Source organism: Rhodococcus sp. IC4_135, from assembly GCF_011602025.1.
Taxonomy (GTDB): Bacteria; Actinomycetota; Actinomycetes; order Mycobacteriales; family Mycobacteriaceae; genus Rhodococcus_F; species Rhodococcus_F baikonurensis.
Genome location: NZ_JAAOLG010000005.1, coordinates 268,500 through 286,433 on the forward strand (window position 1 = coordinate 268,500; position 17,934 = coordinate 286,433).

The 17,934-nt window shown below is 63.8% G+C and carries 14 protein-coding genes; 4 read left to right on the forward strand and 10 right to left on the reverse strand.

Features of this window, described 5'->3' with window-relative positions; translation table 11 throughout:
- Window position 1: 1 nt before the first annotated feature.
- Together G8767_RS13205 and G8767_RS13210 are read left to right on the forward strand one after the other, a co-directional pair.
- Window positions 2-1,042: a ParB/RepB/Spo0J family partition protein gene (locus tag G8767_RS13205; protein ID WP_124566987.1), complete on the forward strand. Its 1,041-nt coding sequence runs from the start codon at window positions 2-4 to the stop codon at window positions 1,040-1,042.
- 255 nt (window positions 1,043-1,297) lie between these two features.
- Entirely contained in the window at window positions 1,298-1,981 is a 684-nt protein-coding gene (locus tag G8767_RS13210) for a hypothetical protein (protein WP_007729135.1), read from the forward strand.
- A 20-nt stretch (window positions 1,982-2,001) separates the two neighbouring features.
- Here G8767_RS13210 and G8767_RS13215 read toward each other — a convergent pair whose 3' ends face one another.
- From G8767_RS13215 to nox, 4 genes are all read right to left on the reverse strand, one after another.
- Window positions 2,002-3,192: an N-acetylmuramoyl-L-alanine amidase gene (locus G8767_RS13215; protein ID WP_124566988.1), complete on the reverse strand. Its 1,191-nt coding sequence runs from the start codon at window positions 3,190-3,192 to the stop codon at window positions 2,002-2,004.
- 128 nt (window positions 3,193-3,320) lie between these two features.
- Window positions 3,321-3,644 carry a thioredoxin gene (gene trxA, locus G8767_RS13220; protein ID WP_003942530.1) on the reverse strand — a complete coding sequence of 108 codons (324 nt, stop codon included), beginning with the start codon at window positions 3,642-3,644 and terminating at the stop codon, window positions 3,321-3,323.
- Window positions 3,645-3,682: 38 nt separating this feature from the next.
- Window positions 3,683-4,690, reverse strand: a complete 1,008-nt coding sequence (gene trxB, locus G8767_RS13225) for a thioredoxin-disulfide reductase (RefSeq protein ID WP_003942521.1) — start codon at window positions 4,688-4,690, stop codon at window positions 3,683-3,685.
- Window positions 4,691-4,821: 131 nt separating this feature from the next.
- Window positions 4,822-6,033, reverse strand: coding sequence for a 4,4'-dithiodibutanoate disulfide reductase (nox, locus tag G8767_RS13230; protein ID WP_166810401.1), 1,212 nt, complete (start codon window positions 6,031-6,033; stop codon window positions 4,822-4,824).
- A gap of 98 nt (window positions 6,034-6,131) precedes the next feature.
- On the opposite strand from nox, the gene G8767_RS13235 reads away from it, so the two are divergent.
- Complete coding sequence (locus G8767_RS13235; RefSeq protein WP_020909857.1) at window positions 6,132-6,698, forward strand: TetR/AcrR family transcriptional regulator; 567 nt, start codon at window positions 6,132-6,134, stop codon at window positions 6,696-6,698.
- Between the two features lie 5 nt (window positions 6,699-6,703).
- On the opposite strand, the gene G8767_RS13240 is transcribed toward G8767_RS13235, so the two are convergent.
- The 5 genes from G8767_RS13240 to G8767_RS13260 are packed head-to-tail and all read right to left on the reverse strand — an operon-like array spanning window position 6,704 to window position 14,985.
- The gene (locus tag G8767_RS13240; RefSeq protein ID WP_166810402.1) at window positions 6,704-7,420 is read right to left on the reverse strand and encodes a hypothetical protein; all 717 of its coding nucleotides are present in this window, start codon (window positions 7,418-7,420) and stop codon (window positions 6,704-6,706) included.
- Between the two features lie 53 nt (window positions 7,421-7,473).
- Window positions 7,474-8,100 carry an RNA polymerase sigma factor SigM gene (gene sigM / locus G8767_RS13245; protein WP_166810403.1) on the reverse strand — a complete coding sequence of 209 codons (627 nt, stop codon included), beginning with the start codon at window positions 8,098-8,100 and terminating at the stop codon, window positions 7,474-7,476.
- A 47-nt stretch (window positions 8,101-8,147) separates the two neighbouring features.
- Window positions 8,148-12,146, reverse strand: coding sequence for a lipid II flippase MurJ (locus tag G8767_RS13250; protein WP_166810404.1), 3,999 nt, complete (start codon window positions 12,144-12,146; stop codon window positions 8,148-8,150).
- Window positions 12,143-14,497, reverse strand: a complete 2,355-nt coding sequence (locus G8767_RS13255; protein WP_166810405.1) for a DUF6049 family protein — start codon at window positions 14,495-14,497, stop codon at window positions 12,143-12,145. Before G8767_RS13255 ends, G8767_RS13250 begins: the two co-directional genes overlap by 4 nt.
- A complete protein-coding gene (locus tag G8767_RS13260; protein ID WP_095973479.1) occupies window positions 14,494-14,985 on the reverse strand; it encodes an NUDIX hydrolase in 492 nt (163 codons plus the stop codon). The genes G8767_RS13255 and G8767_RS13260 overlap by 4 nt, the downstream gene beginning before the upstream one ends.
- 192 nt (window positions 14,986-15,177) lie before the next feature.
- Here G8767_RS13260 and G8767_RS13265 point away from each other — a divergent pair, with 192 nt between their 5' ends.
- On the forward strand, window positions 15,178-16,623 hold the full coding sequence (locus G8767_RS13265; protein ID WP_095973478.1) for a CCA tRNA nucleotidyltransferase: 1,446 nt from the start codon (window positions 15,178-15,180) through the stop codon (window positions 16,621-16,623).
- Here G8767_RS13265 and G8767_RS13270 read toward each other — a convergent pair.
- Window positions 16,613-17,920 carry an MFS transporter gene (locus tag G8767_RS13270; protein ID WP_166810407.1) on the reverse strand — a complete coding sequence of 436 codons (1,308 nt, stop codon included), beginning with the start codon at window positions 17,918-17,920 and terminating at the stop codon, window positions 16,613-16,615. The genes G8767_RS13265 and G8767_RS13270 overlap by 11 nt on opposite strands.
- Between the last annotated feature and the right edge of the window lie 14 nt (window positions 17,921-17,934).

The window sequence follows — 17,934 nt, forward strand, 5'->3', positions numbered from 1 at the left end:
GATGAGTCAAGCACGCAAAGGTGGATTGGGCCGCGGCTTGGCTGCTCTCATTCCCACTGGGCCGGCGACGGCGCCGGGTCTGGGATCGGCTGCAGCGGACGTCGTAATCGGCGTCGACAAGCGCAACCCCTCCCCTCCCCCACCGACGAAGGCCGCCCCGAAAACGCCGAAAGCCACCAAGGCGACGGCTGCCAAGGCCGCCGTCGAAGCGGAGCCGGAGACAGAACTCGAGCCGACCGGCGCGGTCTATCTCGAGATCGAACCGAGCCTGATCGAGACGAACCCGAAGCAGCCTCGCAGCGTTTTCGACGAGGAAGCACTCGCGGAGTTGGTTCACTCGATCCGCGAGTTCGGCTTGATGCAGCCGATCGTGGTCCGTCGACACGGTGACAAGTACCAACTTGTCATGGGTGAGCGTCGCTGGCGTGCGAGCCAGGAAGCCGGACTGGAGAAGATTCCGGCGATCATTCGCGAAACCGATGACGACTCGATGTTGCGCGACGCGCTCCTCGAGAACATCCATCGAGTGCAGTTGAACCCCCTCGAGGAGGCAGCGGCGTATCAGCAGTTGCTCGAGGAGTTCGAAGTAACGCACGAAGAATTGGCCAATCGGATCGGGCGCTCGCGTCCCGTCGTGACCAACATGATTCGTCTGCTGAAGCTGCCGGTGGCGGTTCAGCGCCGTGTGGCGGCCGGCGTACTTTCGGCCGGCCATGCTCGCGCACTACTGTCCCTCGAGGCGGGTGCCGACGCGCAGGAAGTCATGGCGGCGCGCATCGTCGCGGAAGGAATGTCGGTTCGGGCGACGGAGGAAGCCGTCACTCTTGCCAACCGGGCGGACAATGAGATCGCTCCCCCGCAGAAGCGCAAGCCCATCGTGATGCCGGGTCTGCAGGATGTGGCCGAACGTTTGTCGGACTCGTTCGACACCCGGGTGACTGTCAGCCTGGGCAAGCGGAAGGGCAAGATTGTGGTCGAATTCGGCTCGGTCGACGACCTACAACGCATCGTCGGAATGATGGAAGCGCAGAAATCGACGTAATGAATTCGGATGCCCGTTTGGTGACGTAATGACGATGACCGGGCACACCACCTACTTTCGTCACTGTGACGAATTTAGGTGGTCCGAGCTTCTCGAAATCTTGAACCGGGACGAAAGATGTTGAACAGCAATACATTAGAGCGATCAACTCTCGCGCCACTGCCGACTCGGTACAGCTGGCCTATCCTGGAGAAGAAAAAAGCGGCGCGCGAGCATCGAAACCGCTTCGGGGACCTACGGAGAGTGAGTTAGTCAGTGTCGACTCACGTCATCACCTCTCTCACGCTCGACAGCCTCGATCAGCTTTCCGCCCATGCGCGTCGATGCGTGTTCTGGGAGATGGACCCGGGCGCGCTTCACGACGCCCGAGGATTCTGCGATCAGGAATTCGAGAAAGAAGCCTGGCTGTCGATGGTCATGCTCGAGTGGGGTTCGTGCGGCCAGGTCGCCGTCCGCGACGGAAAGCCGCTCGGCAGCGCGTTGTACGCCCCTCCCCGCATGATCCCGCGTGCGCAACTGTTTCCCACCAGCCCGGTCAGCTCGGACGCAGTGCTTCTCACAAGCCTTCGCCTCGAGCCCTCGGGCATTGAGGAAGAGCTAGGACCAAGCCTGCTGGCCGCTGTCGTGACAGATCTGGTTCGACGCGGAGTTCGTGCGCTCGAAGCATTCGGTATCCGTAGCGACGACCTGGGACCTGCTTCCGACGTGGCCAGTGCAACGGCAGCTCTGGAATGTTCACCCGCAGAATGCATGATCAGTGCCGAGTTCCTCGAGGATTACGGTTTCGAGGTTGTGGCACCGCACCATCGTTACCCGCGCCTTCGCCTCGAGCTCAATCGAGACCACGAATGGAAAGTCGACGTCGAAGAAGCCCTCGACCGTTTACTGAAGGCCGCAGCTCTCGAGATGGTGGAGATCAGCGAACTCGCCAGAGTGTGAACAGGTGCCGACCGCAGGACCTACGAAATGCGGTCGGCTACCGAAAGTTCTTCTGCGAGAAGCTCGGCGAAGGTGAAGGTGCCGGTCGGCTGATCGTCTTGACCCAACAGGTACAGCCGCTTGACCGAGATCAAGATGGCTTCGGCGATGGTGTCACGCATCCGCGGATTCGTCAGTACCGCAACGTCGGACGCGTTTGACAGGTAGCCGAGATCGATCTGCACCGTCGGCATGTTGGTGAGGCGCAACAACTCCCACGTCCGACCGTGAGTTCTGCAGTCCCGCAACGGGGTTCGCGCAACAATCTCGCGCTGAACGAAACCGGTCAACACCTGCCCGATCATCGAGACCGAACCGTGCGAATTGCCGAAGTGGAAGCTCGCGACGCCGTTCGCCGATGGGCTCGAGTTGCTGTCGCAGCGCAGCGAGATCATCAGATCGGCGTCGAATGCGTTGGACGTCAGTGCGCGTTCGGCCTCGGTCGGATCGGCGTTGTGCGGTCGGGAGAGGAAGGTTTCCATCCCGGTTGCAGCCATCCGCCCCTCGAGGCGCATGGCCAGATCCCAGAGGATGTCGGCTTCGGAGATGCCGTTGACGATGGTGCCGGTGGACGGCCCACCGAGGCCGGGATCGATGACGATGCGCTTTCCACCCAGCTGCGGGCCCTTGCGCCTGACCAATTCCTCTTCGCTGATCGCATGTGGGGAACCACCGGTGACGCGGGTTCCCAGCAGTTCCAGTGAGCGCAGTGTCTGCGGTCCGCAGATACCGTCGGCCGCAATCCCGATTTCACGCTGGAAAGACGAGAGAGATTCGTGGGTCTGCGGGCCGAAGAAACCGTCGACCCGGCCTGCGTAGAAGCCGAGGTCCTGCAGTTTGGCCTGCAGAGCTGCGACGTCGTCGCCGTAGAGCGGCGCTGACAACTGGTAAATCAACGTACGGGCACCCAAGCGGTACGAGGCCTCACGAAGTGACCGATAGGTTGCCGGACCCACAATGCCGTCGACAAGGAGCCCACGCTGCTGCTGGAAGGCACGAACGGCACTGTCGAGTTGATGATCGAAGATGGCGTCGGGTGCAACCCAGTGGGCACCGTCGGCGCTTTCACGTCGAATGCCGGAAGTTCCGTGATGGAGGTATCCCAGCTTCGTCAATGTGCCCCGAATCTCGGCGACGGCCGGGCCGTGATCGCCGTGTCGGAGTCTGTGCATGCGTGAAAGCCTCTCGGATCGGTTAACGAATTCGATCGATGTGCCTGGTCGTAGACCCGATCAGGCACATCGATCGATTATCTCAGAAATTCTGTGGATTGCGAGAATCCACGATGTTCACTCGCCCGTCAGAGAACGTCTGCGAGGTCCTTGAGCAGCGCGGCCTTGCCCTTGGCGCCGACGATCGTCTTGATCGGCTTGCCGTCCTTGAACAGGATCATCGTCGGGATCGACATGACCTGGAAATCGCGCGCGGCTGCCGGGTTGGCATCGATGTCGAGCTTCGCGACGGTCAGCTTCTCGCTGTTCTCGCCGGCGATCTCCTCGAGGACCGGGGCGACCATCTTGCACGGGCCGCACCAGGTTGCCCAGAAATCGACCAGAACGGGCTTGTCGCTGCCCAGGACGTCCTGCTTGAAGGAATCGTCGGTGATGGTGACGGTATTCGACACTGTTACTCCTCGAGGGTTGGGTACGACAGCTTTGTGAATCAGGGAGCGCCGACGACGTCGACCGTGTGGCCGGCTGCGTCGAGCGTGTTGGCGGTGATGTCGCCGCGGTCGGCCAGCCAGCGTTCGGCGTCGATAGCTGCGGAGCATCCGGTGCCGGCAGCGGTGATCGCCTGACGGTACGTGTGATCGACCAGGTCACCGGCAGCGAAGACGCCGTCGACGGAGGTCGCGGTGGAACCGGGGGCGACGCGGACGTATCCGGCGTCGTCGAGGTCTACCTGGCCCTTGACGAGCTCACTGCGCGGGTCGTGGCCGATGGCGACGAACATGCCGGTGATCTCGAGTGTGGAGGTCTCGCCGGTGACAGTGTCGCGCACGACGAGGCCGGTGACGCTGTTCTCGCCGAGCACCTCGACGGGCTCTGCATTGGTCAGGAAGCGGATCTTCTCGTTGGCCTTGGCGCGCTCGAGCATGATCCGTGAGGCGCGGAACTCCTCGCGGCGGTGCACCAGGGTGACCGAGCGAGCGAAGCGGGTGAGGAAGGTTGCTTCTTCCATCGCGGAGTCGCCGCCGCCGACCACGACGATGTCCTGGTCACGGAAGAAGAAGCCGTCGCAGGTGGCGCAGGCGCTGACGCCGCGGCCGAGGAGGCGTTCTTCACCGGGAATGCCGAGGTAACGGGCAGCCGCACCCATGGCGAGGATGATCGCGTGCGCGGCGTATGTTTCGCCGTTCGCGACAACCGTCTTGATCGGGCCGCTGAGATCGATCTCCTCGACGTCCTCGGTGCGGATGTCGGTGTCGAAGCGAAGTGCCTGCTCACGCATCTGTTCCATCAGGTCGGGGCCCATGATTCCTTCGCGGAATCCGGGGAAGTTCTCGACCTCGGTGGTGGTCATGAGGGCGCCACCGAACTGGGTTCCCTCGAAGAGCAGGGGCTGGAGCTCAGCGCGCGCGGTGTAGACACCAGCGGTGTAGCCGGCCGGTCCGGAACCGACAATGATGACGTCATGGACCGCGGGCGTGTTTTCCAGCTGGGTGGTCATGCGAGCCTTCCAATAGTGAGTGCAGACCCTCCGCTTCTTGGAGAGCCGTACCGATCAACACCAGGATAAGGGGTGTTGTTCCCGCACTCGGCTGGAAAGTGGCTCACAGTCCGCAGCTCACAGCGCGGGGCTCACTGGGCGGGGCGCAGTGCCTCCCGAACCACCAGCGCGTCCCGAACCACACAGCGCGTGCCGGTGTAGATGGTGGGCATGCACTTGTTGCAGTGGATGCACAGTCCCTCGTCGGCGCTCTCGGCCTGGAATTTGTTGACCAGTTGCGGGTCCCTGAGGAGCGCACGCGCCATGGCGACGAATTCGAATCCTTCATCCAGTGCGTGGTTGATGGTGTCGACGCGGTTGATGCCGCCGAGCAGGATCAGCGGCATCCTCAGTGCCTGCCGGAACTGACGGGCGAAGGGCAGGAAGAAGCCCTCCTCGAACGGGTACGTCGGAAAGAGTTTGGGACCGTAGAACTTCAACCCGTACCCGACGAGTTTCGGTTGGGAGGCGACGAATTCTGCCAGTGGGACCTCGCCACGGAAGAAGTACATTCCGTTGAGAAGTGAACTGCCACCGGTCAATTGCATCGCGTCCAGGTGGCCGTCGCCTTCGAGGATCTGTGCGATCGGCAGACTCTGGTCGAGCCACAGACCTTTCGGCACCCCGTCGGACATGTTGAATTTCGCGGTGACCGCCACGTTGGATCCTGCGGCCCGTCGCACCGCTTCGATGACTCGACGCGGATACTCGGCGCGATTGGCGACGCTGCCACCGTATCGATCGTGGCGCTTGTTCAGATTGGGGCTCATGAAGGAACTGAGGAGATAGTTGTGACCGAGATGGACCTCGATGGCGTCGAATCCTGCGTCCACTGCGACGCGGGCGGTCCGTTCGAAGTCGGAGACGACACCGTCGAGTTCGGCAAGTGTCGCGCCTTTGACGAGGCCCATCGCGGGCGGACTCAGCCGGGTCGACGGCGCCAGAGTCTTCGTCTTGTTGGAAAGTGTGTTGGCGACCAGTCCCGCGTGGCCGATCTGCGCCGCGGCAAGTGCGCCTTCGGCGTGGACGGCGTCGGTCAGCCTGCGCAGTCCCGGCAGCGCGCGCTCGTCCATGACAAGGGTGTCGCGGTGGACGCGTCCACCTGGTGAGACGGCGCAGTAGGCGACAGTGGTCATCGCGGCTCCGCCCCGAGCCACTTCGGCGTGGAAGTTGATCAGATCGTCCGAGACCGCTCCCCTGGGCATGACGCCCTCGAACGTCGCAGCCTTGACGATGCGGTTACGCAAGGTCAGGGGGCCGAGACGTGCGGGTTCGAATATCGACGGTGTGGGCGCTGTGGTCATTTTCAACTTCCTGCGGCGGCCTGATCTTTATGATGCCAGTGGACTCGTAACTACGACGATATAGCGCCTACTCCCAATCTGTCCGACAATTCGACACGATGAACGCCACAGGATCAGGTCGCCCACGAGACCCACGCATCGATGACACAGTCCTCGAGGTCACCCGAGCGATGCTCCTCGAGGTCGGATGGGAGCAACTCAGTCTCCGGGCGATCGCGGCACGGGCAGGGGTCAGCCGAGCTTCGATGTCACGGCGATGGCCGTCGAAGGCGCATCTTGTTCTCGGGTCCATTCTGGGCGCGACACCAGACCTGACACCGTTCGAGGGCACCGACCGTGACGGCTGGATCCGTTGGGTGGTGGAGGGAAGTGCTCAGCTGTTCTCGCGGCCCGAGGTTCGCGCCGCGTCGCCGGGACTGCTGGCTGCGCTGCGCGACCATGACGACTTACGCAACGAATTGTGGCGCGGTTTCAGTGGGCCGAGCACGCAACTGTTCCTTCAGAATGCCGAAGATCCCGAATCGGCACTGCTCGATGCCAAGGCCGTGCTGGTATTGGCGGCCGGAGCAGCGATGTTTTCGAGTCTGATAGCGGTCGAGGACGATACGGATGCATTGCGCGGGAGAATCCTCGAGCTCCTGCTTCCCGCGGCAACGCCGCGCTGACACCGTCAACCGATGTTCTTGATTGACAACGTATTCGGATTCTCGTCGCTGCAGTTGATGCCAACAGTCAGTGCGGTGATCTGACGCGGCTGCGATCCCGCGAAGAGGATGACTATCGCAGGTGCACCGTCGATGCGAACCTCACCGGAGCCGAGGACAGGCCTGCCCTCGTCGATGCCATTGGCGCTGAGGCAGCCGGCAAGCTTGGACGGATCTTCCAGTGGTCCAAGGTTTTCCGAGCCGATGAGTGAGAGAAGGGACGCCGAATCCGGATCGTCGACAGCGGACGTCGCCGGTGTGCTTGGTTGAGCGACAACGCTTTCGGCAGGCTCGGAATCTCGGGTTCCGACCACTACGATCACGAAGGCCACCAACACGGCTGCTGCGGCACCGAGCACCCACGCTTGTGGGCGTCGCCGGAACGGCACGACGGTTGTCTCTGCTGGCGGCTCGACCTGGCTGGACTGTTTATCCAGTGCCGAATTGATTCGCTCGGCAAGCGAATTCGGAATCCGTTCGTGAGTGGCCTCGCGCGAGTTCAGTGTCGCGAGTGATGCTGTGACGCTGTCGAGAGTAATGACAAATGCATGGGCGTCGGGGTCTGCGTGCACCCGCGGCCACAGGGCCGCACTGGTTTCGGGATCGAGAACCCCGGCGTGAAGATCCGCTAGTAGGTCTTCCGAATACGGAGGCGACGGAACACGAACAGACGGATCTGTCATGAACCCTCCCTCGGCAGTCGGTGTGGACGCTTACAAGATAGGACGCGTCCGGTTCACGAATGGTTCCCGCCTTCGCGAAAGTCTTCCAACTGGGTGGCGAGGCGCTTACGCGCGCGGGCGCAGCGACTCTTCACGGTCCCTACGGGCACTCCCAATCTCTCGGCGGCCTCGGCCACCGGATACCCCTCGACATCGACGGCGACGACGGCAGCACGCTGCTCAGGGGGCAGCGATGCCAGTGCCTGTTCGACGGTCAGGCTCATGTCCACTCCTGCCGCGTAATCGCGGTGATCGCGGGGTTCCTCCGCATTCTCGGAAGACAGAGAGAATGCGGCCCGCGATTTGTTGCGTCGGATCCGGTCGAGGCAGGCATTGACCACGATGGTGTGGAGCCAGCTACGCACCGCCGCGTCACCGCGAAACTTCGCCGCCTTGCGGTGCGCGGACAGCAGACCCTCCTGGAGAGCGTCTGCCGCGTCCTCGTCCGAGTAGCTCGTTCGCCGGGCAACGTGCCACAGATGATCCTGATGCCGGAGCAGTAGTTCACGGAACGCGTGTCGATCGCCCGCGACATGAGCGGTCAACAATTCGAAATCCGTCGCCTCGAGATTTTTGTTCTCGAGACTTCTGGATTCGAAATTTCCGGCTCCGCCCCCGGTGCCCCCCCGATAACTGTGCACGGGCGGATATTAGCCCAGTCGGTAGGTTTCGGAAGGGCCAAGGGCGATCACTTTGCAGCAGTGAAAGCAATCTCCGAGATGGATGTCTGGTTTTGTCCGGATTCGGTGCTGAGCTGCGTAATCCAAACCAGGACATACTGACCCGAGCCATCCGAAGTGACTGGAATGTCGGTCACACCGTTCTTCAGGACACCCGATCCGATTTCCTTGGTCTGATCCAGTGAAGTATTCGCAGAAGGGGCAGAACGGATTTCAACGACGGTTCCCGGCGAATCAGACGTGATTGCAACGTTCTTCAGGTTGGCTGCATCGGCAAGACTCACCATCAGGCCGACACCGTTCTTCAGTGACGGGAACGGCTGGAAGTACGAGTCCGACGACCACGCAGTGGCCGGATTGCCGTCGATGGCGTTCTTGGCCGTTGCCGGTTGATCCGGCGTGCCCTGGGGTGAGAACACCGTTACGGCCGAGGCAGCTACCGGCACGGTTGCCGCCGCCGGTGCGGGCGCGGGTGAATTGTTCTCGGGCGCAGTGGCTTCGGTGGTCAATCCGAAACTCTGCTCGCTGAGAGGGGTGTCGTTACTACCACCCGAGAGGAAGCTCGCCACCCACACCACAAGGAGAATCAGGACGATCACGGTGAAGACACCGAGCGCCGTCAGTGCCGCGAGCATCCGCGTCGACTTCTTCTTCTCGGCCTCGATGGCTTCGGGGTCGTTCAGTGCATGACCGGACGCTCCCTGTTCGCGGTGGCCGAGACGAAGTGCCGGAATCATTTCCGTCTTGTCGTTGACGACGGATGCCTGATCGAGGATGTGCTGCACGGTGGCAGCAGTGCGGATTCCGCTCTCCGACTGCAACGCTCGAACTGCCACGGCCGAGATGTCGAACGGAACCTCCGGACGGACGACTCGAGGCTCGACGATGTTGCCGTCGGCGCCGCGGCCGGCGGGAAGCAAACCACCGACGGGACCGGCGGACGGTTCGGCCAGCGGCCAGCGCGCCGTGATGAGCGAGTACAGCATGGCGCCGAGACCGCGGACGTCGCTGGTGGAATCGGCGTCGGCAAGCGTCGCCGGGAACGCCAGTACGGCGTCACCGTTGATGCTGATGCGAACGCGGTCCGGGTGATCGATGGACAGCGCGCCGCCGGTGCGGTGAGCGGCTTCGGCAGCGGCCGCGAGGGCGCGAATGGCGCGGGCAGCACCGATCGGTGACGGCGTGGTCTCGGCCATCTCACGCAGCGAGCGACCGGGAGTCCATTCGGCGACGACGATGCCGCCCGAGCTTCCGCGGACGACGTCGAGGACGCGAGCCAGACCGGGCGAGTTGATCCGTCCCAGGCGCAGCGTGCGCGAGAGAACCGCCTGTGGTCCGGACTGGCTGTCGTCGTCGCCGCGCTGATCGGCGTCGACGAACGTCAGGGCTACTTCACGGTCGAGCTTGACGTCGAGAGCTTCCCAGAACTGCAGTCCGCGGGTTCCGCCGTGCGGCGCGAGCAGACGGTAGCGTCCGCCGGCGACAGAGGCGCCCGGGATGAGCTTGGGTCCACGGGGCATCGGTCGCTGGGCCGGTCGTGATGCGGATCCGGCGGCAGGTGTGCGAGGCGCAGCGGTCGGCGGTGCCTGAGCGGCAGCCGTCTTCTGAGGTTCGGGTGCCTTCTTGTCCGGAGCAGGTGCCTTCGACACGGGTGCCGAAGGTGTCTTCGACACGGGTGCTGAAGGTGTCTTCGACACACTGACCGGAGGCACCGGCGGAGCGGCCTTCTGCACCGGCTGCTGTGGCTTCTGACCCTGCGGGCTTTGGCCCTGCTGCGGTCGCTGCACAGGCTTCTGACCCTGCTGCGGCTTCTGGCCGGCAGAGGCGGAGGAACTCGTGGATGCAGGTGTGCCCGACGATGCCGTTGACTTCTGTTCGGACGCTTTCACGGCAGAAGTCCCGGCACTCTTGTTGCCGGAAACGTTGTCGTCGCTCACCCTCGCTCCTTCTCCATCGATAGCCCGTCCCCGAATACGCGCGGGTTGCGATCCTGTACGCCCATGACCAGGGTACGGGAGCGCACCCGGTCGTTCTTGCTCGTTTGATTCCGTTTTGATTGCAGGAATCAGCTCGGTGACGTCGTCGTCGGTGTTGTTACGTGTGTCCGGTTCGGCGCGACCTGTCAGTGAACGAATCTTGCGGGAGACCGCAACCGTTACCGACAGAACTTCCGGAACCTTCTTGAAGTACAGAATCGTGAAGGTGATCGCGAGCATCAGGATGCCGCCGACGGCGACGCGAACCATCGAGCCAGGTCCGCCGAAACGCTCGGTGAGTTGATCGAATCCGAGGACTCGGTCGACCGCGAGCATCGTCAGCGAACCGGCCAGCGAGGCGAGTACGACGGACCAGACCGTCTTGCCCACGTTGGCCATCTGCAGGTTTCCGAGGCTGCGGTGCAGGAGGTATCCGCCGATGACGGCGCCAGTGATGTAGCCGAGACCGTTGGCCGCACCGAGCAGGATCACGACCTGATCGCTGTTGGAGGCGAAGACCGGAGCCAGCGCCGAGAAAGCGATCTTCACTGCAGTGATGCCGAGAACGATCCACGTCGGCGTCCAGGCCTGTTCGCGGGCGTAGAACACTCGAAGTTGGATCAGGACCAGCGCGTACGGAATCAACGTGAATGCCGACCAACTCACGGCGGTACCGAGTCGTTCGGCCTGTTCGGGCCCGAAGCGTCCGTAACCGTAGAGCGCTTCACCGACCTGCGGACCCATGAAGGTCAGGAACATGATGATCGGAACCAGCGTGATCATGGTCAGACGCGTCGCGACCGACAGATCGTCCACGACAGCCGGGGTGTCGTCGGCAGCTGCGTTGCGGCTCAGGCGCGGCATGATCGCCGTCAGTACCGTCACTCCGAGCACGCCGTACGGGAGCTGCAGGAGTAGCCAGGCCTGGCTGTAGATGGCAGGGCCGGCTTCGTCGGCGTGGGAGGAGATCTTGGTCGCGAAGATCATGCCCATCTGGCTGATCAGGACGTACAAGACGATGGCGACGGCCATGCCGCCGAACTGGCGCAGGCGATCGTCGAGACCCCACAGCGGCTTGAGCGAGATCTTCTCGCGGCGAAGCGCGGGGATCAGGCTGGCCGCCTGCACGATGACGCCGATGGTGATGCCGATGCCGAGGGTGAGCAGCTTTGCATCGCCCATCGAGACCGGATCAAGCGAGATCTCGCCCGGAGTCAGGCGGTAGACCACGAGCACCACGAGGACGACGACATTGTTGAGTACGGGAGCCCAGGCTCCGGGCTTGAAGATCTGTCTGGTGTTCAGAAACGCTGTGAACAGCGCCGACAGCCCGTAGAACAGGATCGCCGGCAGAAGCAGATACGACAGCGCGGTGGTCAGGTCGGTGCTGACCTTGCCGTCTTCGGACAGGAAGACGTATTTGGTGAGTACGGGTGCTGCCAGGGTCGCGAGCAACGCGGCCATGCCGAGTAGAACTAACGACGCCGTGAAGAGGCGTCGGACGAACGCTTCGCCGTGATCGGCGTCCTCCCGCTCGGCGCGAACCAGCACGGGGACGACGATGGCGGTGAGCACGGCGCCCAGAACCAGTTCCGCGATCATGTTCGGGATCTGGCTGGCGACGGTGAACGAGCTGGCGATGGCCGGACCGAGGACCATCAGGATCATCAACTGCTTGGCGAATCCAGTGATGCGACTCGTCAGCGTCGCGATCGCGATGGAACCCGTTGCCGCGAGGAGTCGAGAGTTCGTCTCCTTGCGTTCCCCGACCTGGACATGGGCGTCGGTGTCGAACTCGTCCGACTTGGTCGTCTGCCGGTCCGCGAACTCCATCTCGGCTTCGCGGTACCTGGGGTAGTCGCGGATCACCGGGATGGTCATGGTGGGTGCGTCGTCGAAACGTGCGTCCGGGTTGACCGGCTGAATCGGGTAACCGCGCTCCCACGGTGGCATCCGAGGATGCGAGCGGGTCGTGGCACTCTTGCGGGTGATCGCCGAGCGGCGACCCTCCTCGGGTGGATTCCCGGTCATGAGCGTTCGTACCCTTCATCTGCTGGGTCCGGCTGACCCTTGAATCGATGCCACAGCCGTCGCCCTGCCAGGAACAGCAGCAACCCTCCCGCTGTCGCCGTCACGGCGGCCAGGGGACGACCGTACGCATTCGACCGTACGGTCACGCTGGTCGGCGTACCCAATTGGCGGCCATCTGTCGTGGTCAGCGAGAAGTTGACTTCCAGCTTGCGAGAATCGTTCATTTCCGCGGGCACAGTCAACTGTCGGCTACCTCGCGGCGGCAGCTGTTTGGGACCGATGTCACTGATCTGCATCTCGGGTGGGGCTTCCACACGCAGGTCGACGTTGATGGCGATGGGCAGCTCGTTGCGCGCCACCAGCAGGAGCGGACTCTGCCCCGACGCGAGGGTGTAGACGCCGCCCGGCGACACGACACTGACGGCCCGGTACATCCCGTCTACGGCTTCGGTGACGTTGTCGGCGCGGATGGTCGCGGCGCGCTCCGCCCGATTGACCGAGGCGGAGTCGACGTTGCGGCGATCGGCCAAAGTCATCGAGCGGAGTAGATCTTCGCGGAGCGGCGCCGTGAATCCCCGGGGGGTGAGCAACACCGCCGGATCGTCCACGAGCGAAGCTTCGAGCCCGTCGATACGCGGAAGTTGGGTGGTTGCGGTCTCGACGACGGACGTCTGCGGGCCGTCCTGGGTAGCTCGGTCCGGGTAGTCGAGCGTGGCTGCGTCCGTGGCGCCCGGTTGTCTGCCGAGTAGTGCGGGCAGGGCCTGAGGTGAGGCGAGACCGGAGCGGATGAGGGTCGCGAGCATCGAGAGCACCGCGGTGGCGTCGTTGCTGTCTGCGGTCCACAGTTGCGGCGGCGCGAAAATCTGATTGCGCGGCAATGACGTCGGCGTCAGCGCCGCCCAGGCCATCGCCCCCAACGCGTCCTGACGCCGGGCGCTGCGCGATTCGATGTCGATGGTCGGCGCGGTGTCGTCGGGGATGTACGACGGGACCTGCGGTTCCGAGCCGGTGGCTGCCAATGCTGCGGCTGCCGAGGTGTCGAAGGCAAGCGCGTCGAGTGAGCCGGTTATCCGCGACGACAGTTGCGGGGCCGCCGAGTCGACGGAGGTGTCAGCCACCATCGCTGTGGTGGGATTCACGCTCAGCACCTCTGCGGTGGCCGAGTCGAGGACACCCGAATCGGGCCAGACGAAATCTCGCAGTGAAGTCACGCCGAGGATGTTGTCGACGATGTCTGCCGGGCGTGCGAGCGCGGTAGCCGTCAGTTCCGGATTGGCCACCGAGGTGACCGCGGCGAGATCGGCCTGCGCGAACGGAACCGCCGTCGTGCACATCGAGGACGCGAGAGTCTTCACTCGGCCGAGCCATTGGTTGGCGGCGTCGCTGCCACGGCCTTCGTGCGACGGCCCGGTGGGATCGGACGAGTTGTCGGCCACGAGGTATCCGCGAGTCATGTTCTCGACGGTGATCAGAAGATCCGGGTCGATTGCCAGGCAGAGCGCGTCGGTGACGCGGCGATCGGTATCGCTCTCGGGCTTGGTGGCGCTCTCCACCGCGTCGACCAACGCGTCCAGGCGGCCGCCGTCGGAAAGTTCGGTGGCAAGTTCGTCGTCGATCAGGCGGACGGGCTCGTTGACCGAGCCGGGGATTCCGCCGACGAGTCGGGGAGAGTCGGCCAGCGGCCACATGAGCGTGACACCGATCGGGGCGGACGTGTCGGGGGGAACGACGGCCGTCGCCGACGAACTGGGTGTTCCGGATGTGGCGTTCGATTCGGCTGCGGCCGGCACACCGAGGACGGGGAGCAGGAAGCGTGCGTCGTCGAGCCGGGCGGCACCGCCGTACTCCGGGGTGCCGTTGACGTTGACGAGCATCGGGTACACGCCGGGTTCGGTGATGTCGAGAGACAGGCCGGTGGTGCTTCGGAGCGGCAGGGTGAGTGTGAACTGCTTGGACTGGCCGGTGTCGAGGGTGGTGGCAACGGTGTCGAATTCGCCGACCGTGTCGAAAACAGCCTGGTCGAAATCGAGTGCTGCGCGCACGTCCGAACTGGAGTCGATCGCGGGTGCGCGTTGCAGCCTCACTCCGACGTCCTCGACGGGACGGTCACCGACATTCTTCACCGTGCCTTTGACCACGACGTTGCGGTCACTGGTGGTCGTCACCGTGGTCGGTGCGGTGGAGTCGATGGTCAGCTGCAGAAATTTGGCATCGTTGGTGTTTCGCGCCGGGGCGCGCTCACTGGGCTGGCTGGGCGGAGCGGCCCAGGAGACGGCAGTCGTTGCAGGCCCGAAACCGACAGCGGCCATCACCAGAGCGGCCACACCGGCCCGCCGCAGAGCCATTCTCATCCGGCGTCCGGTTCCTTCGGGTGCTGTTCTTGTCGTATTTCCGTTCGCGGCATTTCGGCGATCATCTGCGATGCGAGTTCGGCCAGCTTGCGCTCGTCGGCGTACGCGAGTCTCGAGTGCAGTTCCGTCAGCGGCACCCAGGCGACTTCGGTGACCTCGATGTCCTCGTCGGAGAGTTCACCGCCGAGAAAGCGGAGGAGATAGTGGTGCACGGTCTTGTGGACGCGTCGACCTTCGGTCACGAACCAGTAGTCGATGCTGCCCAGCGGTGCCAGGACAGTTCCCTGAATGCCGGTTTCTTCTTCGACCTCACGCATCGCGGTCTGCTCGGCGGTCTCACCCTGCTCGATATGGCCCTTGGGTAGCGACCAGAGCAGGCGTCCACGGCGGTCGGTACGGCCGATCAGTGCAGCGCAGAGGCGTTCCGGGGGTCCTCCCCAGCCATCGACGACCAAGCCGCCCGCAGAAGTTTCACGGACGGTTCGCATCAAAGGTTTATCGGGGTTGCCGACGGCAGGTCGACGCCGCGGGTTGCGGCGACTCCTGTTTGTTCGTTCGGCACCAGACACCTCATCGATACTAGTTGGCCTTGCTGCGTTGCCCGGTAACCCGCGCAAAGCGGTCTATCGCGTTCGTATGCGCGTTCTGCTATTTGCGCACCTTAAGTAAGCTCCTTTCACGTGACTGTCCCTACCTCCGACGCTGATCGCCGCCTACGACTGCTTGCCGACGCCACTGCAACGCTCGGCACGTTGTCCGACGTGTTGAACCCGCTCGGTGAGCGTTTTGCTGCGGCCGGTCACGAGCTGTTCCTGGTGGGGGGCAGTGTTCGCGACGCGATCCTCGGCCGCTTCAGTGGCGATCTGGACTTCACGACGGACGCCAGGCCGGAGAAGGTTCAGGCTCTGCTCAAGGGCTGGGTGGACAAGCAGTGGGACACGGGCATCGAGTTCGGGACCATCAGCGCCATCAAGCACGGCCAGGAGATCGAGATCACGACCTTCCGGGCCGACGCTTACGACCGCGTCTCCCGCAATCCGATAGTCGAGTACGGCACGACGTTGGCCGACGATCTGGTGCGCCGCGATTTCACCGTCAACGCGATGGCGATGAAGATCGGCGCGGACGGTTCCTATACTTTTGTCGATCCGCTGAACGGCATGGACGCCCTGCTGGCCGGAGAGCTCGATACGCCGTCGGCGCCGGAGAACTCGTTCAACGACGATCCGTTGCGGATGCTGCGCGCAGCCCGGTTCGTCTCGCAGCTTGGTTTCACGTTGAACAATCGTGTTTTCGAGGCCATCAAGGAGATGGCGTCGCAGATCGAGCGGATCACCGCCGAGCGCGTGCAGGTGGAGCTGAACAAACTGATGCTGGGCATGTACCCGGTGGACGGCATCAACATGATGGTCGACTCCGGGCTGGCCGCGTACGTGCTGCCCGAGGTTCCGCAGATGAAGCTCGAGATCGACGAGCATCACCAGCACAAGGACGTCTACCAGCACTCTCTCACCGTGCTCCAGCAGGCGATCGACCTCGAAGAAGGCGATCCCGACCTCGTATTGCGTTGGGCTGCACTGCTCCACGACATCGGAAAGCCGGACACCAAGCGCAACGAGCCGGGCGGCGGCGTCAGCTTCCACCACCACGAGGTGGTCGGTGCCAAGCTGGTGCGCAAGCGCATGCGGGCCTTGAAGTTCTCGAAGCAGATGGTCGACGACGTTTCGCAGCTCGTGTTCCTGCACTTGCGTTTTCACGGTTACGGCAAGGGGCAGTGGACCGATTCGGCGGTGCGGCGGTACGTCACCGACGCGGGCGAGTTGCTCCCCCGACTGCACAAGCTCGTCCGGGCCGACTGCACCACGCGCAACAAGCGCCGCGCCGCGCAGTTGCAGGCCACGTACGACGACATCGAAGAGCGGATCGCGCGCATCGCGGAGCAGGAAGACCTCGCTCGAGTGCGTCCGGATCTCGATGGCAACGCCATCATGGAACTGCTCGGCATCCCGGCCGGCCCGCAGGTGGGCAAGGCATGGACGTTCCTCAAGGAACTACGTCTGGATCGCGGGCCGCTCGAACGGGACGAGGCCGAAGCCGAACTGCTGAAGTGGTGGGCTACCCAGTAGGGCTGGTTTCTCGTTTCTTGCGGTTGATCAGTACCGCTGACAACCCCGCGGCGTAGACGCCCGCGCCGGCAAGGGCAAGGCCGACGCTCTTGCCGTCGGGCGCGATCACCGTCGACGCCGCCGCGATCGCACCGATGAACGCGACGTTGAACACGGTGTCCTGCAAGGCGAATACCTGGCCACGACGGTCGTCGTCGATGTCGATCTGCATGGCCGCGTCGCCGCTGAGTTTCACGGACTGACCGGCGATGCCGAGCAGGAATGCGGCGATCAGCAGCGAGCCTTGCGTCAGGGCGGTCACGAAGACGAGCTGGACGAGAACCGCGCACACCAGGGCGTACGTGATAGTCCGCGAGCGCCCGATCCGCGGGATGAGAAACGGTGTGATCAAGGCCGCAATCAGCATTCCGATGGCCGTTGCACCGACGGCGACGCCGAATCCGGCCATCCCTCCAGGTAATTGGGAGCCGTTCGAGGTGTCGCGTAGGACCAGCACCATGATGAGGGTGTTGATGCCGAAGCAGATGCGGTGTGCGCCGATTCCGATCATTGCCGTGGTGACGCCGGGCGCCTCCCAGGCAGCGGTTGCACCGGTGCGCAGTCCGGCTGTTACCGAACGGACGGCGCTGGCGCGGACCACCTCGTCGGCCACCGGACCAAGCGAGCGGGCCGTGAACCTGGCCGCGGCGAGGGCAGCAATCACCGACCCCAGCGCTGCGATCGCCACGGCTGCGCCCGACGCTCGATCCCCGGCGCCGATCACACCGATGATCGCCACCGCAGCCGAAGCGCCCAGAGCAGCGACCACCGAACCAGCCGTTGTGAGAACGGAATTGGTTGCCACCAGCCACGATTGTCGGACGACCTTCGGCAGGGCTGCGGATACCCCTGCCCCGACGAAGCGGCTGACTCCGATGGCAGCAAGCGCACACGTCAACAGCAGAGTGTCACCGCCGCCGGCCACCAACAACACCGCGGTGGTCAGAATGAAGAGCCCGCGGAGCACGCTCGCCCACAGGAGCACCAGGCGGCGGTCCCAACGATCCAGCAGAGCCCCGGCAAAGGGGCCGATCACCGAATAGGGAAGGAGCAGTACGGCAAAGCCGGCCGCTATCGCCACCGGATCGGTTTCGCGTTCCGGATTGAAGAGGATTGCGCCGCCGAGCGCGGCCTGGAACATTCCGTCGCCGAACTGGCTGGAAAAGCGGACGAGCGCCAGCCTTCCGAGGCCGGGTGATTCACGCAGGGTGTGCAGTACGCGCTGCCAGGCCTCGCGGCGGTTCGAGGCTCGGTTCATAAGCGGAAACTGTA

Excerpts from the sequence above, each read along its gene's own strand:
- G8767_RS13205 (WP_124566987.1), top strand. The coding sequence starts at position 2 with ATGAGTCAAGCACGCAAAGGTGGATTGGGCCGCGGCTTGGCTGCTCTC.
- G8767_RS13215 (WP_124566988.1), bottom strand. The coding sequence starts at position 3,192 with ATGCACAGACTCCGACACGGCGATCACGGCCCGGCCGTCGCCGAGATT.
- trxB (WP_003942521.1), bottom strand. The coding sequence starts at position 4,690 with ATGACCACCCAGCTGGAAAACACGCCCGCGGTCCATGACGTCATCATT.
- nox (WP_166810401.1), bottom strand. The coding sequence starts at position 6,033 with ATGACCACAGCGCCCACACCGTCGATATTCGAACCCGCACGTCTCGGC.
- G8767_RS13235 (WP_020909857.1), top strand. The coding sequence starts at position 6,132 with ATGAACGCCACAGGATCAGGTCGCCCACGAGACCCACGCATCGATGAC.
- G8767_RS13240 (WP_166810402.1), bottom strand. The coding sequence starts at position 7,420 with ATGACAGATCCGTCTGTTCGTGTTCCGTCGCCTCCGTATTCGGAAGAC.
- G8767_RS13250 (WP_166810404.1), bottom strand. The coding sequence starts at position 12,146 with ATGACCGGGAATCCACCCGAGGAGGGTCGCCGCTCGGCGATCACCCGC.
- G8767_RS13255 (WP_166810405.1), bottom strand. The coding sequence starts at position 14,497 with ATGAGAATGGCTCTGCGGCGGGCCGGTGTGGCCGCTCTGGTGATGGCC.
- G8767_RS13260 (WP_095973479.1), bottom strand. The coding sequence starts at position 14,985 with ATGCGAACCGTCCGTGAAACTTCTGCGGGCGGCTTGGTCGTCGATGGC.
- G8767_RS13270 (WP_166810407.1), bottom strand. The coding sequence starts at position 17,920 with ATGAACCGAGCCTCGAACCGCCGCGAGGCCTGGCAGCGCGTACTGCAC.